The following is a 21,083-nucleotide window of genomic DNA, read 5'->3' as shown; positions in this document are numbered from 1 at the left end:
CCTTCAACCCAACCACGGATCCAGACTTCCCAACGCTGCTGGCAGGATGGCCCCGTGACCGAGCCGACGCATCGCAACCTGCTGGCCCACGCGGCCGGCGTACCGCAGACCGAGCTGCCCACCGATATCGCCGCCGCCGAACTGGCCTCGGCGAGTCCGGAACGGGTGGTCGAGATCGTCAGCGCGCATCCGGCCTCCAGCTTGGGCTGGGCGATCCTCGCCGAACGGTCGCTGGCTGCCGATACCCCGGCCGAAACTCTGATCGCGTACGCCTATGCCAGGACCGGCTATCACCGCGGGTTGGACGCACTGCGCCGCGCGGGCTGGCGCGGTTCCGGCCCGGTGCCGTGGGAGCACGAACCCAACCGTGGCTTCCTGCGCGCGCTCTGGGCGTTGTCGGTGGCGGCCGGTCGGATCGGCGAGGCCGAGGAACAGGACCGCTGCTCTCAATTCCTGCGCGACTCGTCGGAGACCGCGTACCGCGAACTGGCCGGGTAGGTTCGCGCGGTCGCGATCCATGCCCGAGTGATCCTCTAGAGTGATGCCGCAAGAGTCCCCGAGACCTGCGTCTCGCGGGACTTCACGCTTTCGAGAGATAAAGGGCACGACATGCCGGGCATCGTGGTGGTGGGCTCCCAGTGGGGCGACGAGGGCAAGGGCAAGGCGACCGACCAGCTGGGGGACCGCACGGACTACTGCGTGCGTTACTCCGGCGGCAACAACGCCGGCCACACGATCGTCGTCAACGGTGAGCGATTCGCCCTGCACCTGCTGCCGTCCGGCACCCTGAACCCGGGCTGCCGGCCGGTGATCGGCAACGGCGTCGTGGTCGACCTGGACGTGCTCTTCACCGAGATCGACGCGCTCGCCGAACGCGGCGTGGACACCTCGGGCCTGCTGGTGTCGGCCAACGCGCACGTGATCACCAGCTACCACCAGACCATCGACAAGGTCACCGAACGCTTTCTGGGCAAGGCAAAGATCGGCACCACCGGCCGAGGCATCGGGCCGGCGTACTCGGACAAGATCAACCGGCTGGGCATCCGGATCCAAGATCTTTTCGACGAGTCGATCTTGGCCAAGAAGGTCGAGGCAGCGCTGGATCAGAAGAATCACCTGCTGGTCAAGGTGTACAACCGCCGGGCGGTCGAGCCGGCCGAGGTGACCGAGCATCTGTTGTCCTTCGTCGATCGGATCCGACCGCATGTCGCCGACACCGCACGACTGCTGAATGATGAACTGGACAACGGAAAAGTCGTCCTGTTCGAGGGCGCGCAGGCGCATCACCTCGATGTTGATCATGGCACCTATCCGTACGTGACCTCGTCCAACCCGGTCGCCGCCGGGGCCTGCGTCGGTGCCGGGGTGGGGCCGACCCGAATCGATCGGGTGATCGGCATTGCCAAGGCGTACACCACACGAGTCGGCGAGGGCCCGATGCCCACCGAGCTGCTGGACGCCGACGGCGACAAGCTCCGCAACGACGGCGGCGAGTTCGGCACCACCACCGGCCGCAAGCGGCGCTGCGGCTGGTTCGACGCGCTGGTGGTGGAGCACGCGCACAAGATCAACTCGTTCACCGACATCTTCCTGACCAAGCTCGACGTGCTCACCGGCTGGGAACAGATCCCGATCTGCGTCGCGTACGAAGTGGACGGCGTCCGGCACGACACGATGCCGATGACGCAGACCGAGTTCCATCACGCCAAGCCGGTCTACGAGTTCATGGACGGCTGGACCGAGGACATCTCCGGCTGCCGCGACTTCGACGACCTGCCCGCCAACACCCAGGCCTACGTGAAGCGGCTGGAGGAACTCGTCGGCGCCCCGATCTCCGGCATCGGCGTAGGTCCCGGCCGCGGCGAGGTCGTGATGCTCCGCGAGCTGCTCTGACTGAATACGCGGTCGAGGTATAGCCTCTGACCCTGAGGATGAGGCGCCAGTTCGCGAATTCGGGCTCCAGAACGCCGAAATGCCCAACTGGCGCCTCAATCTCAGGGTTCGCTAGCTCTCAGCGCCGTCGCTCACCGAGCCAGCCGGGATCTGCCGGCGAGAAGCACCCGTTCCGGCGAAATTCGCAGCCATCTTGCAGGCACATTCATCGGCGCCGGCAGGCCCATCGCCCGCGCCTTGGACCGCAACTCGGCCACCCTTCTGGTCCCTCGACAAGCCGGGCCCCGCTGCCGCGCCTCGATCGCTTGAAGGTCGAATTGAACGCCCGCCGAGCGCCCCAGCGCGAGACCGGCACCGCAGCGTAGCGGAGGTGCCGGCGCGACGAGTCTGTGGACGCACCCGAGGTAAGGGGTGCGGGGACTGTCCCCGCAACGCAAGCCGCCAACCTAGATCGCGGCAGCTGCAGCGACTCGACCGCGTATCAAGACTGCGTCTTCCAGTAGTAGCACTCCGGGTCGTACACCGCCGGGGTCGGGTGGCCCCACGGGTTCACCAGGCCGCCGGTGGCGAGATTCTCCTTGCGGGGAATGTTGCCGAGATCCTTCTTGGCAACGATGACCTGCGGGTAGTTGGCGACACAGCCCATGAAGAACGGTCCGTCCGAGATGTGGATCTTCTCGATCTCCCAGACCAGCTCGTACTGGCGTTGCTTGTCCGGCTCGACCCGGGCGCGATTGTAGAGATCCCACAGCTTGGCCACCGGGCCGTCCTTCTCGGCCTCCATCCGCGGTGGGTGCCGCTTCCACGGGTCGACGTCGGTCTCCTTGTCGTTGGTGCCGGTGCCCAGTTGCTGGTACCACTGACCTTCCAACGGCGCCCAGCGGGTGTACTCGATCGGCACCAACCACATCGGCTGGATCAGCGAGATGCCGACGTTCGAGATCTCCCAGTTGGAGTGTGCCATCAGCTTTCCGGTCATCCACTGGTCGTTGAATGCCTGTGGTGGAACGGGATTGCGGGTCATCTCCAAGCCGACCGCCTTGAGGTCGGCGACGAGCTGGTTGTCCTTTGCGGTGTGCTCCGGCGACTGATCGGCCGAGTAGTCGATCCGCAGCTTGAGCTTCTTGCCGCTCGGCAGCTCCCGCATCCCGTCGCCGTCGGTGTCCTTGACTCCGAGCTCGTCGAGCAGCTGCTTCGCCTTCTCCGGGTCGTGGGCGACGTAGGCGTCCCGCCACTGCTGATACAGCTTCTTGCCGGTGTCGTTGACCAGGAACTCGGCCGCCTTCGTGCCATGGGTGCCGGTGGTCTTCTCCCCGGTGTTGAAGTAGACGGACTTCTGCACTGCGTCCCGGTCGAACGCGTACGAGATGGCCTGGCGGAACTTCGGCTCACGAATCAGCGCCCGGAGGTCGTCGTCGATGTAGTCGTAGTTGAAGAAGAAGATCGAGCCCGTGCCCGATCCGCTGTCCCACAAGATCACCTCGGTGCCGGCCTTGTCCGCCGAATCGCGCAGACCTTGGACGTCCTGCAGGGTGATCTGGTTGAACGGACCATGGCAGTAGTCCACGGATCCCTGCTGGAGTTGGAGTTTGCCGGCCTCGGGGTCGGAGAAGACTGTGAACTGGACCTCGTCGATGTACGGAAGTTGATCACCGTTCGGCATCACCGCCCAGTAGTACGGGTTGCGTTCCAGCACCACGCCCTTGTCGGAGTTGAACGACTTGCACTTGTAGCCGATCATCGTCGGGCAGTCGGGGTTGCGGTGCCAGTCGGCCTTGGTCTGCATCAGACCGCCGACGACGTCCCAGTCCTTGGGCACGTTCTTGCCCGTGCCGGGATAGAACTGCTTCAGATAGTGACTCGGCATCATCCAGATGGAACCGTTCTTGCCGATGTTGCCGTTGACGTACGCCGCCAGCCGGTCGGCCGTCAGTGGCGCCGGTGTGTCGTAGGTCAGCTTCAGCGTGACGTCGTCAACCGCGTCGAACTTCGCCAGCGTTCCCTTGCCGGACCGGGCCTCGTCCGGTGGGGACACCGCCATCTTCTGCTTGAGGACGAACTCGTTCCACCACCACAGGATGTCCTGGGTGGTCCAGGGCTCGCCGTCGGACCACTTCAGACCCTTGCGGAAGTGGAAGGTCCACTCGGAGGCGTCGTCGTTGGTCTCCCAGCTCTCGACCAGGCCCGGACCGACCGTCTGGCCGTCGTTCAGCCAGCGCAGCAGCGAGTGGCCGTAGTAGAACTCCCGATCCGAGTCGGCCGAGCCCGCGCCGGAGCTGCTGAACGTGATCATGTTCAGGTTGCCGCCGTACTTGCCCGGCTGCACCCACTTGTGCGGAATGACGTAAGGATTGTCCGGCAGCCGTTCCTCCACCGGCGGCAGTCCTTTGCCGTCCAGGCTCGGCGCCTGTTGGTATTTGGCAGGCTTCGGCAACGGCTTGGTTGCCGATCCGTTGGACGCGGAGTTGCCGTTGCTGGGTTGACCGGTCGGGTTGTTGTCCGATCCGCCGCCGGAGCAGGCCCCCAGGGCGACCGTGCCGGCCACGACCGCGGATGACCAGAGCAGCGTGCGTCGATTGAAACCACTCATGTTGCGACCCCCATTGGTCGGTGTGATCGGGCGGCTCCGTCTCGGAGCGCGGCTGGGCAGCGGGCCCAGGGTGTGCCAAGACCTTGCTGTTCTGGCTGACTGTACGGATTGAGCGCCGGGTCTGCAAACGTTTGTGGCCAAGACGTGATCAACCGTGACCTGTGGCCCGACCGACGATGCCGACCGCCGATCGATTCTGCCGCTGCCCGCGCGCTCGGTAGGCTTCCGGCCGTGGCGACGGACGATGAACGCATCTCGGTGCTGGTGGTCGGCAACGGTGGACGGGAGCACGCCATCGCGCTCGCGCTCAGCCGCGATCCGGCGGTCAGTGCGGTGCATGTGGCACCGGGCAATCCGGGCACCGCCGCGGTCGCCACCAACCACCCCGTCGATGCGAATTCCGGCTCGGCGGTTGCCGAGTTGGCCGGCCGGTTGGCCGTCGACCTGGTCGTGGTCGGACCGGAGGCGCCGCTGGTCGCCGGGGTCTGCGACGCGGTACGAGCTGCCGGGATCGCCTGCTTCGGCCCGAGCGGCGCAGCAGCGCGGCTGGAGGGCAGCAAGGAGTTCGCCAAGGACGTGATGGCCGCCGCGGGCGTGCCCACCGCCGACTCGGTTGCCTGCAGTTCCGCAGACGAAGTGCGGGCTGCGTTGGAGAAGTTCGGTGCTCCGTACGTGGTCAAGGACGACGGTCTGGCCGCCGGCAAGGGAGTGATCGTCACTGACGACCTGCAGGCGGCAGTTGATCATGCCGCGCAGTGCGGGCGAGTGGTGATCGAGGACTATCTGGACGGTCCCGAGGTCAGTCTGTTCGCGATCTGCGACGGCAGCACGGTGTTGCCGATGCAACCGGCCCAGGACTTCAAACGCGTCGGCGACGGCGATGCCGGGCCGAACACCGGCGGGATGGGCGCCTACACCCCGCTGCCGTGGGCGCCCGACGATCTGGTGCAGACCGTGCTGGACACGGTGTTGCAACCGACCGTGGACGAGTTGGCGCGACGCGGCAGCCCGTTCGTCGGGTTGCTCTACGCCGGTCTGGCACTGACCTCCCGCGGCATTCGAGTGGTCGAGTTCAACGTACGGTTCGGCGACCCGGAAACCCAACCCCTGTTGAGAAAGCTCGACACCCCGCTGGGGCAATTGCTGTACGCGGCCGCCACCGGCAAGTTGGCCGGACACCCGCCGCTGCGGTGGAAGCCAGGTGCCGCCGTCGGCGTCGTGCTGGCGTCCGAGGGATACCCGCAGAAGCCGATCACCGGCCGCCGAATCACCGGGCTGGAGCAACTCGCCGCGCCGGCGTTCCATGCCGGCACCGCCGACCGGGACGGATTGGTCAGCGCCGGCGGCCGGGTGCTGACCGTGGTCGGGCTCGGCGACGATCTTGCCGCTGCCCGGGATCAGGCCTACGCCGAGATCGCCAAGATCAAACTCGACGGCTCGTTCTATCGTCGCGACATCGCCCGGGCTGCCGCCGAGGGCGCGATTTCCTCGTACCGCAACGGATCTGAAGAAAGTTGATCATGAGCGTCCCGAACGTCCTCGCCAACCGGTACGCCTCGGCCCAGATGCAGCAGCTCTGGTCGCCGGAGAACAAGATCATCACCGAACGTCGGTTGTGGATCACCGTACTGGTGGCACAACGCGATCTCGGGGTCGACTTCGGTGGTGACGATCCGGACGCCGTGATCGCCGCGTACGAGAAGGTGATCGGCACGGTCGATCTGGCCAGCATCGCCGCCCGCGAGCGGATCACGCGGCACGACGTGAAGGCGCGGATCGAGGAGTTCAACGCGCTGGCGGGCTACGAGCACATCCACAAGGGGATGACCAGCCGCGACCTGACCGAGAACGTCGAACAGCTGCAGATCGTCTCCGCGCTGCGGATCATCCGCGATCGGATCGTTGCCGCTCTCGTGCAGCTCACCCGGTTGGCAGCCGAGCACGGCGAGCTGCCGATGGCCGGTCGTTCGCACAACGTCGCCGCGCAGGTCACCACCTTGGGCAAGCGGTTCGCCACCGCCGCGGACGAGGCGCTGGTCAGCTATGCCCGAGTGACCGAATTGATCAACCGCTACCCGCTGCGCGGAATCAAGGGTCCGGTCGGCACCAGCCAGGACATGCTCGACCTGATGAACGGCGACGAGGCCAAGGTCGCCGAACTGGAACGCCGGATCGCCGAACACCTCGGCTTCAGCGAGGTGTTCACCTCGACCGGCCAGGTCTACCCCCGATCGCTCGACTACGACGTGGTCAGCGCACTGGCCCAGGTCGCCGCAGCGCCCTCCAACGTCGCCACCAGCATCCGGCTGATGGCCGGCAACGAGTTGGTCACCGAGGGTTTCCGGCCGGGTCAGGTCGGCTCCTCGGCGATGCCGCACAAGATGAACACCCGATCCTGCGAACGGATCAACGGGCTGTCGGTGGTGATCCGCGGTTACGTGTCGATGATCGGAGAACTCGCCGGCGATCAGTGGAACGAGGGCGACGTCTCGGACTCGGTGGTGCGCCGGGTCGCGTTGCCCGACGCGTTCTTCGCCCTGGACGGCTTGTTCGAGACGTTCCTCTCGGTGCTCGGAGACTTCGGCCCGTTCCCCGCGGTGATCAACACCGAACTGGAGCGCTACCTGCCGTTCCTGACCACCACCAAGGTGTTGATGGCCGCCGTACGCAGTGGTACCGGCCGGGAGGCCGCGCACGAGGCGATCAAGGAGCATGCCGTCGCCGTCGCGCTGGAGATGCGCGAGACGGGCAAGCGTGAGAACGATCTGCTCGACCGCTTCGCCGCCGATCCGCGGCTGGGTCTGAATCGTCAGGAACTTGACACCGTGCTGGCCAACCCGCTGGAGCTCGCCGGCACCGCCGTCAGCCAGATCCGTACCCTGGCCGCCGAGGTCGAGGCCATCGCCGCGGCTCACCCCGAGGCCGCCGCCTACCGCCCCGGCGACATCCTCTGAGCGGACTTCCCGATCAGGGGCCCTGAGCTTGTCGAAGAGCTGGAAAGTGCCTTAGTTCTTGTTCAATCTCTCGAATATCGATAGATTACTACTGTTTCACGACAACCGAGGGTTGAAATGGGCAGGCTTGCAATCTTGGCGCTGCGGATCGTGTTGGTCGTCGCGCTGGCGGGATCGCTGGTGGTGCAATGCGTGATGGCACCGCTGATCTGGCGGGACATGGAAGGAACGGCTGACGGCATCCGCGTGCCGTTCGTGGTGATCGTGGTGCTCGGCGTCGGCACGATGCAGGTCACCGCCGTCTGCATCTGGCGGCTGCTGACCATGGTGCGGCGCGGCACGGTCTTCTCTCACGCGGCGTTCCGCTACGTCGATGTGGTGATCGGCGCGATCGCCGCGGCGTCGGTGCTCACGTTCGGGGTCGCGGTGGTCGCCGCATACAGCAACCGGACGACGCCCGGGGACGAGATCGCGCCGGGACTGGTGGCCATCATCTGTGGGCTTGCTCTGGTGGTGGCGGGCGTCGCGTTGATCGTGTTGGTGTTACGTGTGCTCCTGGCGCAGGCGGTGGCGCTCGACTCGGAGGCAAAGCATCTTCAGTCCGAGTTGGACGAGGTGATCTGATGCCGATCGTCGTGGACATCGACGTGATGCTCGCCAAGCGGAAGATGTCGGTCGGCACCTTGTCCGAACGGATCGGCATCACCCCGGCGAACCTGGCCGTCCTGAAGAACGGACGCGCCAAGGCCGTCCGATTCTCAACCCTGGCTGCCTTGTGCGAGGTCCTGGACTGTCAACCGGGTGACCTTCTGCGTTGGGAGTCGGACCGAGAGGTCACGGACGCAGTGCTCGACGGATCATCCCGACCAGCGCACTGATCAGCCGGGGTAGACGCTCAGCAGATTCAGCGTCGGGAGAGCCGGCTGATTGAGTCAGCAGCCAGCCGTCCATCGCCTGACCCATCCCGCCGACCACCGCGATCAACAGGCTTGACGGCAGGTCGGTCCGGACGGCTCCAATCTGCTGTCCTCGGGCGAGAACGCGTTCCATCCAGGGGGTGACCGACCGCTCGAGCTCGGTTTGGAGTTGCTGCATCGCCGGCGTCGACGAGGCGACGAGCCAGCCGCGGATCAGCGCCGCCAGTTGCGGAGTTGCCTCGAGGCTGGTCATCAGCTGCAGGTAGTACGCCTCCAGTGCCGCCCAATAGGTGTCCGGATCGGGGTCGGTCGGCAGATCGAACGGGCCGACCCGAGCAAAGACCTGCTCGAGCTCGACCCGTACGACATGGGCGTACAGGTCTTCCTTGCCGTCGAAGTAGTAGTACAGCGAGCCTTTGGAGATGCCGGCCGTCTCGATCACGCGATTGAGCGAACTGTCGTGGAAGCCGTGCGCGGCGAACTCCGCCGACGCGGCCGACAGGATGGCCTGCTGCTGCGCGGGAGGGAGCTTGGCGAATCGGGGTCGCACCATCTGATCGACTCCTCAGACAGCCGCGAAGTCGGGCAACTCGATGGCATCGCGGAAGCTGCGACCCATCGCCAGCTCGGTCACCTTGGGGATCCCCATAAACCGCATCGTGGTGTCCCGAACCAGCAGTTGGAAGCGGTTCCTGGGTGCGAACGCCAGGCCGAGCCGCCGTGCCGCGGCCTGCTTGGACTGCAGGAACGTCGCCAGCGTCGCCCGGTAGCGAGCGAACGCCTGCTGATGATCACCGGCAGAGCGCGCCAGCTCTGCGGCGAGCACATAGGACTCGACCATCGCCAGCGCAGAGCCCTGCCCGGCCAACAGGGAAGGACACGCCGCCGCATCGCCGACCAGCGCGACCCGGCCCCGCGTCCAGGACGGCATCTCGATCTGGCTGACCGCATCGAAGTAGAAGCTCCGCGCCTGCGGCATGGCGTCCAGCAGTGCCGAGGTCTCCCAGCCCGCGCCTCGCAAACGCTCGCGCAGTAGCGCCTGCTGCTCGGCGACGCTGCCCAGTGGCACCGGTCCGTCGTGCCGGACCGTGAAGATCACCATCGTGACGTCGTCACGCAACGAGACCCGGACGACCTGGAAGCCGGGCTCCGCATGCATCAACGCAACGAGTTCGTCACGCGGGCGATAGCCCTCGATGTCGAACACCGAGACGACCATGTCCTGGTACTGCTCGAACTGCTCGTCCGGGCCGAAGGCAAGCCGGCGGATCTGCGAGTGCAGGCCGTCCGCGCCGACGACGAGATCGAAGTCCCGCGATGCCGAGTTCTCGAAGGTGACCCGGACCCGATCGCCGTCGTCATCCAGCGCCCGCACCGTGTCGTCGAGGATCAGCTCGGCACCGCCGTCGAGTGCGGCGTAGATCGTCGCGGCCAGATCCGTACGAGCGATGCTCACGTATCGGTCCAGTGCGCCCATGATGGCCGAGGTCTTGATCGAGCCGATCAGCCGACCGTCCCGGCCGACCGACCGCGCCTCATGCATCACGTAACCACGCCGGCGCAATTCCGGCACGATGCCCATCCGGTCGGCCACGTCGAAACCCGCTCCCCAGAAATCGATCAGGTATCCGCCGCGGCGCAGCTCCGGGGCGCGCTCGACCAGAGTCGGCTGGTGGCCGGCCCGGAGCAACCAGTACGCGAGCGTCGGGCCGGCGATCCCGGCTCCCACGATCAGCACGTTCATCAGCAGCCTCCTCGACTTGCGGTTCGACCGACAGTTTAGACCGGTGGTCGAATTTCCGCCAGGTGGTTGAGCTACCGGTCCGAGCCGTCGCCGTCGGAGGAATCGGCGGCAGCGGCGATCGCACGCTCGAACCGACGGTCGGGCACCAGCCAGGCCAGCGCCACGACCGTGTAGAGCACGATCGAGATCCAGGTCTGCCACGCCGCGGCGGCGATTCCGAGGACGTAGAGCAACGGCGACAGTTTGCCCTTCAGGTCCGTGCCGACGACCCGTCGCAGCCGAGAGCCCGCACCCTCGGCCCGGAAGATCACCTGCTGCAGGACGTACCAGGCGATCGCACAGAGCAGCAGGTCCACCCCGTACACGGCGGTGGGGAGCGGGGCGAGTCGCTCGTCGTCCATCCAGGCGGTGGTGAACGGCAGCAGCGACAGCCAGAACAGGAGGTGCAGATTGGCCCAGAGAACGGCACCGTTGACCGTCGACACCAACTGGAACAGATGGTGGTGGTTGTTCCAGTAGATGCCGATGTAGACGAAGCTCAGCAGGTAGGTCAGCAGGCCCGGAGCGGCGGCCAGCAGGTCGTGCGCCGTGGGGCCGTGCGGGATCTTGAGCTCCAGCACCATGATGGTGATGATGATCGCCAGTACACCGTCGCTGAACGCCTCGAGTCGGCTAGTCGGCATGGCGGTGATCTTAGGGGCCCGGCCGGGGACCGAGCCGCTGGTTCTCGGGCTCGGCCGCCCGGGGACACGCCCGTGGTACGCATCAACACGCCAAAGCCATTGACGGCCGGAACCGCAGGTCCTAAGTTCTTGCGTTTGTGCGCCGCTACTTCCTCCTCGCTTCGGCAGAGTTCAGGCGGCAGAGCACCTATCGGCTGGCGCTGGCCGCCGGAGTCTTCACCAACAGCATCTTCGGCTTCATCCGGTTCAGCGTTTTCTACGCCGCGCTGATCGGTGCCGGCGGAACCATCGCCGGCTACGACAAGGCCGAGGCATCGACGTACGTCTGGCTCGGCCAGGGACTGCTCGCCGGCATCGGGCTGATGAGTCAGCACGAGGTGTCCGAGCGGGTTCGCACCGGCGAGATCGCGATCGACCTGTCCCGGCCACTGGACCTGCAACTTTCCTACTGGGCAAGGGATTTCGGGCGGGCAGCGCTGATGCTGCCGGCTCGTGGCCTGTTGCCGTTGATCATCGGGGCGCTGACCACCGGGCTGGCGCTGCCGGACTCCTGGACCGCCGCGCCGCTCGGACTTTTCAGCCTGGCCTGTGCGGTGTCGATCAGTTTCCTGCTCCGCTACGGGGTCAACCTGATCAGCTTCTGGACCTTCGACGTGCAGGGCTACGCCAATCTGTACCTGCTGCTGATGTCGCTGCTCAGCGGCTTCTACGTGCCGGTGCACATCTTCCCGGGCTGGCTGCAGACCATCGCCCAGGCGTCGCCGTTCCCGTCGATGTTCCAGAGCCCGATCGACGTGATCTCCGGTCGGGTGATCGGCGGCGCGGCGCTGCAAGTCATCGGCGTGCAGCTGATCTGGATCGCGGTGCTGGTGTTGATCACCCGGTTGATGATGTGGCGGGCACAGTCGCGATTGGTGGTGCAGGGTGGCTGAGCTGCAATCGGTTCGTCGAGATCCGACCTCGATCTCGGTACGGGAGTCGTACGCGACCGTGCTGCGGTCGCGGATCCGCGCCCAGCTGACCTACCGTTCCAGCTTCTGGATCAACGCGGTGAACTCGTTCTTCACCGGGGCGTTGGAGTTCGTCGAGATCTACGTGCTGCTGACCAACACGCCGACGTTGGGCGGAATGACCTTCGGCCAGGCCACGCTGGTGTTCGGGTTGGCCAATCTCGGTTTCAGCCTCGCAGACCTGATCTTCGGCCAGACCGATCAGATCCCGCGCTACATCCGGGAAGGCAAGCTGGAGGCGTTCCTGGTCCGGCCGATGCCGGTGCTGGCGCAGATGATCACCTCCGACTTCCAGCTCCGCCGGGTCGGGCGGGCCCTGCTGGGTCTGCTGGTCGCGATCGCGATGGTGTTCTGGCTGGACCTCGATCTGAGTGCGCAGAACATCTACCTGTTGATCACCACGCCGATCTACGGGGCCGCGATCTACGCCGCTCTGTTCGTCCTGGCGGGCGGGATCCAGTTCTGGATCATCGACGGGTCAGAATTCACCAATGCCTTTGTGTACGGGGGTTCTTACGCCGGCCACCTTCCCGGCAGTGTGCTGCTGGCGCCGCTGCGGGTGCTGTTCACCTTCGTCTTTCCCGTCACCGTCACCGCGTACCTGCCGTGCTTGTTGATCTTGGGACTGGACGGCCCGACGTTCCTGCCGGCGTGGCTCGGCTGGTTTGCGCCGGTGTTCGCGGTCTGGAGCTGGCTGCTGGCCTATCTGATCTGGCGATTGGGCGTTCGCCACTACACCGGAGCCGGAGGTTGATCATGGAGACGATCGAACACAAGTCCGACCCGATCATCCAGTTGGACGAACTGCGGCGATCCTTCGTCGTCCGCGCCAAAGCCGGCCGGATCCGCCGCGACAAGCGGGTGGTGCATGCGGTGGACGGCATCACCGCCAGCATCAACGCCGGTGAGGCGTGCGGCTACATCGGCGCCAACGGGGCCGGAAAGTCGACCACGATCAAGATGCTCACCGGCATCCTCGTGCCTAGCTCCGGGCGAGTCCGGACTTGCGGCTTCGATCCGGTGCCGCAACGCCGGACCCTGGCCTGCGAGATCGGCGTCGTCTTCGGCCAGCGAAGTCAACTGTGGTGGGACCTCCCGCTGGGCGAGTCGTTCACCATCCTGGCCGCGGTCCACCGGATCAGTGCCGAGGCAGCGAAGCCGCGGATCGACGAACTGATCGACGGGCTGGAGTTGTCGGGATTCCTCAACACTCCGGTACGCCAGTTGTCGTTGGGTGAGCGGATGCGCGGTGAGGTGGCAGCCGCGCTGGTGCACCGGCCGCGGTTGTTGATCTTGGACGAACCGACCATCGGGCTGGACATGATCAGCAAGGAGCGGCTGCGGCAGTTCCTGATCGCCGAACGGGCCGAGCGCGGCACCACGCTGTTGCTCACCACCCACGACATGAGCGACATCGAACGGCTCTGCGAACGGGTGCTGGTCGTTGATCACGGACGACTCGCCTACGACGGAACCCTGGACGGGCTGGCCCGCCGGGTGGCCATGCAGCGGGTGCTCATCGTCGACCTGGCCGAACCGCGATCGCCGATCGCGGTGCCCAGCGCGACCAATGTCGGCAGCGAACTCAACGGTGCCCGCCAGCAGTTCTCCTTCGCCCCCGACGAGACCACGGCGGCCAAGGTTCTCGCCGAGGTCACCGCCGTAGCCGAGGTCCGGGACCTCACCCTCTCCGAACCCGCCATCGAGGACATCGTCCGCACCCTCTACCACCGCTGAGCCCGCAGGTCCGGGGGATCGGTCCGCGCCCGCAACCCGAAGTCGCGACAACGCGAGTTTGGGCTGGGCCGGGGCCGGTCCCGATGCACGAAGTCGTGACAACGCGAGTTTGGGCTGGCCGGAGACCTGGATCGACCGCTCGAAGTCGTGTTGTCGCGACTTCGGGCGGGCGGTGAGCGGGGCGGCGGCGTACCGATCGTGAGGTCGGCGGCGCGTCGCACGGGCAACAGAAACGCTCCCGCACCGGAGGGGTGCGGGAGCGTTCGGGGGTGGAGTGTGGTTCTGGGATCAGCGCTCTTCGGGGATCAGGATCCAGCCGAGGATGTAGATCAGGAACTGCGGCCCGGGCAACAGGCAGCTGAGCACGAAGATCAGCCGGACAACGTTGGCGGAAATCCCGAACCGTCGGCCCAATGCTGAGCAGACGCCGGCGATCATGCGGTCGTTCCGAGGGCGGGCGAGGGTGGACATGGGATTCCTAACTCCTGGTTTGTCGGTTGTTCGCCGCCGGTACGAGATCGGCGACGTCCACTACTCTGCCGCATCGGCAGGGTCGTGATCCTTGTTTCGACGGTTCCGCCCGGGACGCCTCAGGGATGCGGTCGGGCAGACCCTGACTGCACTGGACCCCGGCAACGTCGTCCCGCGGACATCCCTCGCCCGGGATCTGCCGAGGTCCGCGTCGATTCGCCGGGCCCGACACAACGCGTACCTCGGCTAATCGAAGCCCAGCGGGGTGACTCCACCATGCCATAGGGTCAGGCAGCAAGATCACGTACAGCCGCGTCAACCTTCCGACTCAACCACCTTGAGGTGTCGTCATGTCCCAGTCGGCTCCGAGCGCGACTCTGCCGCCGTCGCAGCCACAGCAGAGTGTTGCGCCGATCGTCATCGACTCGCTGGTGAAGACGTTCGGCAGGGTACGAGCCGTTGATCAACTCAGTTTCACCGTCGAGCCCGGACGGATCACCGGCTTCCTCGGGCCGAACGGTGCCGGCAAGTCCACCACCCTGCGTACCCTCCTGGGCCTGGTCGCTGCAACCGCCGGGTCGGCGACCTTCGGCACCCTCTCCTACGTCGAGCTGCCGCAACCACAACGCACCGTCGGCGCCGTGCTGGAGCCCGCGTTCCATCCGGGGCGCAGCGGCCGCGATCACCTGCGGGTGCTGGCGGCGACGGCCGGTGCCACCGATGACCGGATCAATCAGCTGCTGGAGTTGGTGGCCCTGGCCGACGCCGCGGATCGACGGGTCGGTGGCTACTCGCTCGGCATGCGGCAACGGTTGGCGCTGGCCGGTGCACTGCTCGGCGATCCGGACTATTTGATCTTGGACGAACCGGCCAACGGGCTGGATCCGGAGGGCATCCGGTGGCTGCGCGGCTTCCTGCGGGCGTTCGCCGCCCCGGGTCGGGTGGTGCTGATGTCGTCGCACATCCTGAACGAGGTCGAGGCCACCGTCGACGACGTGGTGGTGATCAACAACGGCAAGCTGATCCGGCAGGCGCCGATGCGAGAACTGTCCACCGAACGGGCGGCGATACGGCTGCGAGTCCCCGAGGTCGCGGTCGCCGGACCGGTGCTGGACGGCCTGGGGCTGTCATGGCGGTCGGCCGAGGACCGGTCCGGGACCTACCTGCGGGTCGAAGGGTCGGATCTGGCCGGCCTCGGTCGGGCGCTGTTCGACGCCGGTGTGCCGGTTCTCGAACTGGCCGACCTCCAGGTCGATCTGGAGGCGGAATTCTTTGCCCTGTTGGGAGGAGAGGCATGAGCGTCGCGACAGCCGCCGGCAGCCTGCCCGGCATGCGACGGCTCGGCTTCGGTCAGTTGCTGATCGCCGAACTGCGCAAGTTGATCACGACTCGGATGTGGATCGTGCTGATGATCATCAGCGCGGCTGCCGGTGCCGCCGGCGGCGGCCTCTACGGTGCGATCGTGTTGCTGAGTGCCGGCGGCGGCAGTGACCTGGTGCTCGACAAATCCTCGGCGATCGCCATGATTTACGCCGGCGGCAACCAGTTCAGCCGGATCATCGCGATCGTGGCCGGCGCGATCGCGATGGGTGTGGAATACCGGCACAAGACGCTGGCGACCACGTACCTCGCCGAACCACGACGCAGCCGCGTCGCGCTCGCCAAGGGCGGCATCACGCTGGGCTTCGGGCTGTCCCTCGGGCTGGCGTCGACGGTGCTCGGCTTCCTGGTCGCGGTGATCTTCGTCCTGATCAAGGGCGGATCGTTGCAGCTGGGAAGTGCCTCCAGTTGGCAGGCGCTGCTGATGAACATCGTCACCATCGCCCTGTGGGCGATGATCGGGTACGGCCTGGGCATCCTGATCCGGAACATGATCGTCTCGATCACCGTCGCGGTCGCCTTCGCCTACATCGTGGAACCGCTGCTGGCGACGCTCTTCACCGCCAATCACTGGACGGTGCTGAGCCATCAGATGCCGACCAACGCGACCAACGCCATGCTCGGGTCCGGGGCGAGCAGTCTGATGCAGGCCGCCGGCCTCGGCGACGGCCAGTCGGCGATCACCGGTTTCGTCGTACTGGTGGCCTGGGCCGTGGTGCCCGCGGCGGTCGGCTATCTGTTGGTGCTGCGCCGCGACATCGACTGAATGAGCCGGGCCGAAGCGCATCCAATAGGCTTCCGGGCGTGTATGAGACTGCGCTCGACCTGCCGCTGCTGCACGCCGGCAAAATCCGTGAGCTGTACGCGATCGGGGACGACCGGCTGCTGATGGTCGCCACCGACAAGATCTCGGCGTTCGACTTCGTGCTGGAGCCGCCGATCCGGGACAAGGGCGAGATCCTGACCCGGATGTCGTTGTGGTGGTTCGATCAACTCCACGACGTCGACAACCACGTCGTCTCCACCGAGGTACCCGAAGCCGTTGCCGGCCGCGCCGTGGTCTGCGAACGGCTGGAGATGATCGACATCGAATGCGTGGCGCGCGGCTACCTGATGGGCTCGGGCTGGGCCGAATACCAGCACACTCACACCGTCTGCGGGATCGAGCTGCCGGTGGGCCTGCAGAACGGTTCGCGGCTGCCGGAGCCGATCTTCACCCCGGCCACCAAGGCCCCGCTCGGCGAGCATGACGAGAACATCAGCTTCGAGCAGACGGTCGAGCGGATCGGGCAGGAGACCGCCGAGCGGATCCGCGACCTGACCCTGGACATCTACCGGCAGGCCGAGCAGTACGCCTCCGACCGCGGCATCATCCTGGCCGACACCAAGTTCGAGTTCGGCCGCCGCGCCGACGGCACCATCGTGCTCGCCGACGAGGTGCTCACCCCGGACTCGTCCCGATTCGTGGATGCGAAGACCTGGCAGCCGGGCGTGCGGATCGACTCGTACGACAAGCAGTTCCTGCGGGACTGGCTGACCGACCGGTCGGGCTGGGATCGCAGCAGCAACGTCGCCCCGCCGCCGCTGCCCGTCGACATCGTCGAGGCCACCCGGCAGCGCTACCTGGACGCGTACGAGACCCTGACCGGTCAGGGCTGGTAACTCGCCCCGCACCGTTCAGGCAGACCCTGCACCAAGCTGAGAGCGCTATTGACGACACCGGGACACCATCGGTTAGGCTTCCCTAACAGTCGTTGCGGGCTGTTCGGCGGAGCTGTTCGGAGGTGCCATGTCGCTCGCGTTCCTTGGTTCACGGGTACGTCGTGACGCGACCCCACGCGATGACCCGGCGGCCGTCGGCTCGCTGGCCGAGCTGCCGCCCGGGACGACCCGTCGGATCACCGGCTACGCCGACGACCTGGACACGCTGACCGCGCGCCGGCTGCGCGATCTCGGCTTTGCTCCGGGTGGGGATGTCAGTGTGCTGCGCCGGGCACCGCTGGGCGACCCGGTCGTCTATCGCGTCGCCGACACCGAGATCGCGTTGCGCCGGGCCCAGACCGCACACATCTTGGTGCGCCCGATTCCGAGCGCCGAATCCGCCGAATGAGCTCGCACTGCGGCCCGGTCGCCACCGCCGCGGAGATCGGAGATCTCCGGCTGGCGCTGGTCGGCAGCCCGAATTCGGGCAAGACCACGCTGTTCAATGCGCTGACCGGACTGCGCAGCAAGACCGGCAACTATCCCGGCGTCACCGTTGCCAGGTACGAGGGCAGCCTGCGAGTGGCCGATCGGGACGTGATCGTGGAGGACCTGCCGGGGACGTACAGTCTGGAGCCGATCAGCCCGGACGAACTGGTCGTCGCCGACGTTCTCGACCCGGACGTCGACGCGATCCAGACGCCGGACGCGCTGCTGGTCACCCTGGACGCGACCAGCCTGCGCCGATCGCTGCCGCTGCTGGCGCAGGTCCTGCAACGCGGACTGCCGGTCTGCGTGGTGCTGACCTTCCGCGACGAACTGATTCGACGCGGCGGCTGGATCGACGTCGCCTCTCTGCAGCGGGCACTCGGCGTCCCGGTGATCCCGGTCGCCGCCGGATCTCGTACCGAGCTGGCAGATCTGCGTACCGGCCTGGTCGACCCGGCCGGTTGGCCGCGGCCGATGATCCTGCCGCCGACCGAATCCGAGCAGGTCCGTTCCTGGACCGACTCGGTGCTGCGCAGCAGCCACTACCGGGTGCCCGACGTCGATCACCGCACCCGGCGGATCGATGCGGTGCTGCTGCATCCGGTCTGGGGCACGCTGATCTTCCTGGCCACCATGTTCTGCTTCTTCCAGGTGATCTTCACCGTGGCCGCGCCGTTGCAGGACGGCGTGCAGGCGATCTTCGACTGGCTCGGTTCCCTGGTCGCGCAGTACGTCGGTAACAGCTGGCTGAGCGGACTGCTCGGTCAGGCGTTGATCGGCGGCGTCGGCAGTGTGGTGGTGTTCCTGCCACAGATCGCCTTGCTGTTCTTGTTGATCTCACTGCTGGAGGGCACTGGCTATCTGTCCCGGGCCGCGTTCCTGATGGATCGGCTGATGGCCAAGGTGGGCCTGGAGGGTCGGGCCTTCGTCGCGCTGCTGTCCTCGCTGGCGTGCGCGATCCCCGGCATCATGGCGACCCGGTCGCTGCCGTCGGCGAAGGATCGGTTCGCCACCATGATGGGCGCACCGTTGATGACCTGCTCGGCTCGGCTGCCGGTTTATGTGTTGCTGATCGGGCTGCTGGTCGACCGCGACGTCCGGTTCGGCCCGTTCGGCGCGCAGGGCGTGGTGATGTTCGCGCTCTATCTGGGCGGTGCGCTGTCGGCCATGGGTACGGCGTTCGTGTTCAAGCGGATCGGCAGCCGGCGCGGGCCGGTGATGCCGTTCTACATGGAGATGCCGTCCTACCGGCTGCCCCGGCTGCGGACTGTCGGATTGTCGGTTTGGGACGCCTGCAAAGGGTTCCTGCGCAAGGTGGGCCGGATCATCCTGGTGGTGACGGTGATCCTGTGGCTGCTGCTGAATCTGCCGGTGCAGAGCATCGCGAGCATGAAGGCGGCCGGCGTGAACACCAACGACGAGGCTGCGGTGTCTGCTTATGTGTTGGACCACAGCTACGCCGCCGACCTCGGCCACGCGGTCGAACCGGTGTTCGCCCCACTCGGCTTCGACTGGCGGATCAATATCGGAGTGCTGGCATCGCTGTCGGCCCGGGAGACGTTCGTCGCCACCCTCGGGCAGGTGGCCGCGGCCACCGATCCGGAGGATCCGTCGACGGCGTTGAAGAAGATGACCATCACCGACGGGCCGGATCAGGGCAAGCCGTTGTTCACCCCGCCGACCGTCGCCGCGCTGCTGGTCTTCTTCCTGTACGCGTTGCAATGCATGTCGACCATCGGCGTGATGCGCCGGGAGACCGGATCGTGGAAGTGGCCGGCGATCGCGTTCGGCTACATGTTCGTGCTGGCCTGGGGGATGGCCTTCCTGACCCACACCGTGGTCGGGGCACTGACATGACCCGGTCGATGACGACCGTCGCATCGACGCCGCGCAGCGCACCGGTGCCGATGCATCCCGAGCCGGTGCAGGACGCGCCGGACACCGTACGCTGGATCATTCCCTCCGGCATCTTCGACTTCGCCGGTCCGGTCGCCGCGGCACCGGGCGCTTTCGGCCGGTTGCTGGCCGATCGGACGGTTGCCGCGGTGATCGTCGAAGCCGGTGCGGTACGCGTCCGGCTGGCCCCGCCGCACGGTTGGGCCGAACTCGGCGGAACCGTACGGGACGGGCTGCAGGCCGCGCTCGAGCAGCCGGCGCAATGGCAGCCGGCGGAAGATGCCGGCGCCGACGGCCGGCTGCGCGCAGCTCTGGCAGAGGTGCTCGCCGGCCCGGTCGGTGACTACATCGGCTCGCACGGCGGTCGGGTCGAGATCGTGGAGGTTGCCGACCGGCGAGCCGTACTCAAACTCTCCGGCACGTGCTCGCACTGTCCGGCGGCCGGGGTGACGCTGCACGAACGGCTGGAGACCGCCGTCCGTGAGCTGTTCCCGGAGTTGGTTGAGTTGCGGGCCGAGGAGGCGCCGGCCCGCCGTGGCCCGCGCTGGCTGACTCTCGGCCGGCGCTCGGCCTGACCACGGGCTGACGTATCGGCCACCCTCCCTCGCCATCGGCCGGTCGTCAGCGCGGGCGAAATCGGTGGATCCGTACTCGGCCATTAGGATCACACGCATGGCGCGAGTGGTGGTCGATGTGATGCCCAAACCGGAGATCCTGGACCCGCAGGGCAAGGCGGTGACCGGGGCGCTGCAGCGGCTCGGCTTCGACGGGCTGACGGTGCGGCAGGGCAAGCGGTTCGAGATCGAGGTCGACGGCGAGCTCACCGAGGCCCGGCTGGCGGAGATCGCCAAGGCCGCCGAGACGTTGTTGGCCAACACCGTGATCGAGGGGTTCACCGTACGGGTCGAGACCGAACCGGCGGGTGTGGCCTGATGGCACCGCGGATCGGCGTGGTCACCTTTCCGGGCACGCTCGATGATCATGACGCGCTCCGGGCGGTCCGACTGTCCGGCGCGGAGGCGGTGTCGCTGTGGCACGCCGACGATTCGTTGCAGGGCATCGATGCGGTGATCCTGCCCGGCGGCTTCTCCTACGGCGATTACCTGCGCTGCGGTGCCATCTCGCGGTTCGCGCCGATCATGACCGAGGTGATCGAGAAGGCCGACGCGGGGATGCCGGTGCTCGGCATCTGCAACGGCTTTCAGGTCCTGTGCGAGGCACATCTGCTGCCGGGCGCCCTGATCCGCAACGACGTCCAGGTCTTCACCTGCGTTGATCAACAACTGATCGTCGAATCCAATCGCACCGCCTGGACCAATCAGTACGAGCAGGGTGAGCAGATCAGCATCGTGCTGAAGAACGGCGAGGGTCGTTACGTCGCCGACAACGACACCCTCGATCGGCTCGAGGGGGAGGGTCAGGTCGTCTTCCGCTATCACGGCGGCAACCCGAACGGTTCCTACCGCGACATCGCCGGAATCTCCAATCAGCGTGGCAATGTGGTCGGTCTGATGCCGCACCCGGAGCACAACGTCGACCCGCTGACTGCTCCGGGACGGGACGGGGTCGGCTTCTTCGCCAGCGTGCTCCAGCAGCTGCAGGCTGCCTGATCGATGAC

At 66.7% G+C, this 21,083-nt stretch carries 21 protein-coding genes and 1 pseudogene; 17 read left to right on the top strand and 5 right to left on the bottom strand.

The genetic code is table 11. The annotated features are described in order from the left end of the window. Positions 1-54 precede the first annotated feature (54 nt). Together FOE78_RS23245 and FOE78_RS23240 are read left to right on the top strand one after the other, a co-directional pair. The gene (locus tag FOE78_RS23245) at positions 55-498 is read left to right on the top strand and encodes a DUF3151 domain-containing protein (RefSeq protein ID WP_228265967.1); all 444 of its coding nucleotides are present in this window, start codon (positions 55-57) and stop codon (positions 496-498) included. A gap of 111 nt (positions 499-609) precedes the next feature. After that, the gene (locus tag FOE78_RS23240; RefSeq protein WP_143988370.1) at positions 610-1,893 is read left to right on the top strand and encodes an adenylosuccinate synthase; all 1,284 of its coding nucleotides are present in this window, start codon (positions 610-612) and stop codon (positions 1,891-1,893) included. A 481-nt stretch (positions 1,894-2,374) separates the two neighbouring features. Here the strand turns inward: FOE78_RS23240 and FOE78_RS23235 are convergent, their stop codons facing one another. Beyond that, positions 2,375-4,483 carry an ABC transporter substrate-binding protein gene (locus tag FOE78_RS23235; protein ID WP_143988369.1) on the bottom strand — a complete coding sequence of 703 codons (2,109 nt, stop codon included), beginning with the start codon at positions 4,481-4,483 and terminating at the stop codon, positions 2,375-2,377. 252 nt (positions 4,484-4,735) lie between these two features. Here FOE78_RS23235 and purD point away from each other — a divergent pair, with 252 nt between their 5' ends. The 4 genes from purD to FOE78_RS23215 all read left to right on the top strand — a co-directional run bounded on the left by purD (position 4,736) and on the right by FOE78_RS23215 (position 8,315). After that, positions 4,736-6,001: a phosphoribosylamine--glycine ligase gene (gene purD, locus FOE78_RS23230; protein WP_143989040.1), complete on the top strand. Its 1,266-nt coding sequence runs from the start codon at positions 4,736-4,738 to the stop codon at positions 5,999-6,001. A 2-nt stretch (positions 6,002-6,003) separates the two neighbouring features. Next, complete coding sequence (gene purB / locus FOE78_RS23225; protein ID WP_143988368.1) at positions 6,004-7,437, top strand: adenylosuccinate lyase; 1,434 nt, start codon at positions 6,004-6,006, stop codon at positions 7,435-7,437. Positions 7,438-7,554: 117 nt separating this feature from the next. Next, entirely contained in the window at positions 7,555-8,061 is a 507-nt protein-coding gene (locus tag FOE78_RS23220; RefSeq protein ID WP_143988367.1) for a DUF2975 domain-containing protein, read from the top strand. After that, positions 8,061-8,315 (top strand): helix-turn-helix domain-containing protein, encoded by a 255-nt coding sequence (locus tag FOE78_RS23215; RefSeq protein WP_143988366.1) that lies wholly within the window; start codon positions 8,061-8,063, stop codon positions 8,313-8,315. Before FOE78_RS23220 ends, FOE78_RS23215 begins: the two co-directional genes overlap by 1 nt. Here the strand turns inward: FOE78_RS23215 and FOE78_RS23210 are convergent. The 3 genes from FOE78_RS23210 to FOE78_RS23200 form a co-directional block, all read right to left on the bottom strand. After that, complete coding sequence (locus tag FOE78_RS23210) at positions 8,272-8,907, bottom strand: TetR/AcrR family transcriptional regulator (RefSeq protein ID WP_143988365.1); 636 nt, start codon at positions 8,905-8,907, stop codon at positions 8,272-8,274. The two genes, FOE78_RS23215 and FOE78_RS23210, sit on opposite strands and share 44 nt — an antisense overlap. A gap of 12 nt (positions 8,908-8,919) precedes the next feature. Further along, entirely contained in the window at positions 8,920-10,098 is a 1,179-nt protein-coding gene (locus FOE78_RS23205; protein ID WP_143988364.1) for an FAD-binding domain, read from the bottom strand. Between the two features lie 71 nt (positions 10,099-10,169). Further along, positions 10,170-10,781: a TMEM175 family protein gene (locus tag FOE78_RS23200; RefSeq protein WP_143988363.1), complete on the bottom strand. Its 612-nt coding sequence runs from the start codon at positions 10,779-10,781 to the stop codon at positions 10,170-10,172. Positions 10,782-10,918: 137 nt separating this feature from the next. Here FOE78_RS23200 and FOE78_RS23195 point away from each other — a divergent pair, with 137 nt between their 5' ends. Genes FOE78_RS23195 through FOE78_RS23185 form a run of 3 tightly spaced genes read left to right on the top strand, consistent with a single transcriptional unit; the run spans position 10,919 to position 13,528 of the window. Further along, the gene (locus FOE78_RS23195) at positions 10,919-11,713 is read left to right on the top strand and encodes an ABC transporter permease (protein ID WP_143988362.1); all 795 of its coding nucleotides are present in this window, start codon (positions 10,919-10,921) and stop codon (positions 11,711-11,713) included. Further along, positions 11,706-12,545 carry an ABC transporter permease gene (locus FOE78_RS23190; RefSeq protein ID WP_228265966.1) on the top strand — a complete coding sequence of 280 codons (840 nt, stop codon included), beginning with the start codon at positions 11,706-11,708 and terminating at the stop codon, positions 12,543-12,545. The genes FOE78_RS23195 and FOE78_RS23190 overlap by 8 nt, the downstream gene beginning before the upstream one ends. 2 nt (positions 12,546-12,547) lie before the next feature. Continuing rightward, positions 12,548-13,528 carry an ABC transporter ATP-binding protein gene (locus tag FOE78_RS23185; protein ID WP_143988361.1) on the top strand — a complete coding sequence of 327 codons (981 nt, stop codon included), beginning with the start codon at positions 12,548-12,550 and terminating at the stop codon, positions 13,526-13,528. A 288-nt stretch (positions 13,529-13,816) separates the two neighbouring features. On the opposite strand, the gene FOE78_RS23180 is transcribed toward FOE78_RS23185, so the two are convergent. Next, complete coding sequence (locus FOE78_RS23180) at positions 13,817-13,999, bottom strand: PspC domain-containing protein (protein WP_143988360.1); 183 nt, start codon at positions 13,997-13,999, stop codon at positions 13,817-13,819. Between the two features lie 350 nt (positions 14,000-14,349). Here FOE78_RS23180 and FOE78_RS23175 point away from each other — a divergent pair, with 350 nt between their 5' ends. The 8 genes and pseudogenes from FOE78_RS23175 (at position 14,350) to purQ (ending at position 21,075) form a co-directional block, all read left to right on the top strand. Further along, positions 14,350-15,297 carry an ABC transporter ATP-binding protein gene (locus tag FOE78_RS23175; protein ID WP_143988359.1) on the top strand — a complete coding sequence of 316 codons (948 nt, stop codon included), beginning with the start codon at positions 14,350-14,352 and terminating at the stop codon, positions 15,295-15,297. After that, positions 15,294-16,145, top strand: coding sequence for a hypothetical protein (locus FOE78_RS23170; protein WP_143988358.1), 852 nt, complete (start codon positions 15,294-15,296; stop codon positions 16,143-16,145). The genes FOE78_RS23175 and FOE78_RS23170 overlap by 4 nt, the downstream gene beginning before the upstream one ends. A 38-nt stretch (positions 16,146-16,183) precedes the next feature. Further along, positions 16,184-17,029: pseudogene (locus FOE78_RS23165) on the top strand (phosphoribosylaminoimidazolesuccinocarboxamide synthase); the annotation flags it as partial. A gap of 139 nt (positions 17,030-17,168) precedes the next feature. After that, positions 17,169-17,489, top strand: a complete 321-nt coding sequence (locus FOE78_RS23160) for a FeoA family protein (protein WP_143988356.1) — start codon at positions 17,169-17,171, stop codon at positions 17,487-17,489. Beyond that, positions 17,486-19,426: a ferrous iron transporter B gene (feoB, locus tag FOE78_RS23155; RefSeq protein WP_143988355.1), complete on the top strand. Its 1,941-nt coding sequence runs from the start codon at positions 17,486-17,488 to the stop codon at positions 19,424-19,426. The genes FOE78_RS23160 and feoB overlap by 4 nt, the downstream gene beginning before the upstream one ends. Positions 19,427-19,434: 8 nt before the next feature. After that, positions 19,435-20,040: a NifU family protein gene (locus tag FOE78_RS23150; RefSeq protein WP_143988354.1), complete on the top strand. Its 606-nt coding sequence runs from the start codon at positions 19,435-19,437 to the stop codon at positions 20,038-20,040. Positions 20,041-20,137: 97 nt separating this feature from the next. After that, positions 20,138-20,398 carry a phosphoribosylformylglycinamidine synthase subunit PurS gene (gene purS, locus FOE78_RS23145; RefSeq protein ID WP_143988353.1) on the top strand — a complete coding sequence of 87 codons (261 nt, stop codon included), beginning with the start codon at positions 20,138-20,140 and terminating at the stop codon, positions 20,396-20,398. Next, a complete protein-coding gene (gene purQ, locus FOE78_RS23140; RefSeq protein WP_143988352.1) occupies positions 20,398-21,075 on the top strand; it encodes a phosphoribosylformylglycinamidine synthase subunit PurQ in 678 nt (225 codons plus the stop codon). Before purS ends, purQ begins: the two co-directional genes overlap by 1 nt. Positions 21,076-21,083: the final 8 nt, after the last annotated feature.

Origin of the sequence: Microlunatus elymi, from assembly GCF_007362775.1 — a bacterium.
GTDB classification, from domain to species: domain Bacteria; phylum Actinomycetota; class Actinomycetes; order Propionibacteriales; family Propionibacteriaceae; genus Microlunatus; species Microlunatus elymi.
Note: the sequence above shows the minus strand (reverse complement) of the source record. Positions and strands in the feature narration are given on the sequence as shown.

Bases quoted from the DNA above. Each gene is read 5' to 3' on its own strand.
- FOE78_RS23240 (WP_143988370.1), top strand. From the start codon at position 610: ATGCCGGGCATCGTGGTGGTGGGCTCCCAGTGGGGCGACGAGGGCAAG.
- FOE78_RS23235 (WP_143988369.1), bottom strand. From the start codon at position 4,483: ATGAGTGGTTTCAATCGACGCACGCTGCTCTGGTCATCCGCGGTCGTG.
- purB (WP_143988368.1), top strand. From the start codon at position 6,004: ATGAGCGTCCCGAACGTCCTCGCCAACCGGTACGCCTCGGCCCAGATG.
- FOE78_RS23220 (WP_143988367.1), top strand. From the start codon at position 7,555: ATGGGCAGGCTTGCAATCTTGGCGCTGCGGATCGTGTTGGTCGTCGCG.
- FOE78_RS23215 (WP_143988366.1), top strand. From the start codon at position 8,061: ATGCCGATCGTCGTGGACATCGACGTGATGCTCGCCAAGCGGAAGATG.
- FOE78_RS23210 (WP_143988365.1), bottom strand. From the start codon at position 8,907: ATGGTGCGACCCCGATTCGCCAAGCTCCCTCCCGCGCAGCAGCAGGCC.
- FOE78_RS23205 (WP_143988364.1), bottom strand. From the start codon at position 10,098: ATGAACGTGCTGATCGTGGGAGCCGGGATCGCCGGCCCGACGCTCGCG.
- FOE78_RS23200 (WP_143988363.1), bottom strand. From the start codon at position 10,781: ATGCCGACTAGCCGACTCGAGGCGTTCAGCGACGGTGTACTGGCGATC.
- FOE78_RS23185 (WP_143988361.1), top strand. From the start codon at position 12,548: ATGGAGACGATCGAACACAAGTCCGACCCGATCATCCAGTTGGACGAA.
- FOE78_RS23180 (WP_143988360.1), bottom strand. From the start codon at position 13,999: ATGTCCACCCTCGCCCGCCCTCGGAACGACCGCATGATCGCCGGCGTC.
- FOE78_RS23175 (WP_143988359.1), top strand. From the start codon at position 14,350: ATGTCCCAGTCGGCTCCGAGCGCGACTCTGCCGCCGTCGCAGCCACAG.
- FOE78_RS23170 (WP_143988358.1), top strand. From the start codon at position 15,294: ATGAGCGTCGCGACAGCCGCCGGCAGCCTGCCCGGCATGCGACGGCTC.
- FOE78_RS23160 (WP_143988356.1), top strand. From the start codon at position 17,169: ATGTCGCTCGCGTTCCTTGGTTCACGGGTACGTCGTGACGCGACCCCA.
- feoB (WP_143988355.1), top strand. From the start codon at position 17,486: ATGAGCTCGCACTGCGGCCCGGTCGCCACCGCCGCGGAGATCGGAGAT.
- FOE78_RS23150 (WP_143988354.1), top strand. From the start codon at position 19,435: ATGACGACCGTCGCATCGACGCCGCGCAGCGCACCGGTGCCGATGCAT.
- purS (WP_143988353.1), top strand. From the start codon at position 20,138: ATGGCGCGAGTGGTGGTCGATGTGATGCCCAAACCGGAGATCCTGGAC.
- purQ (WP_143988352.1), top strand. From the start codon at position 20,398: ATGGCACCGCGGATCGGCGTGGTCACCTTTCCGGGCACGCTCGATGAT.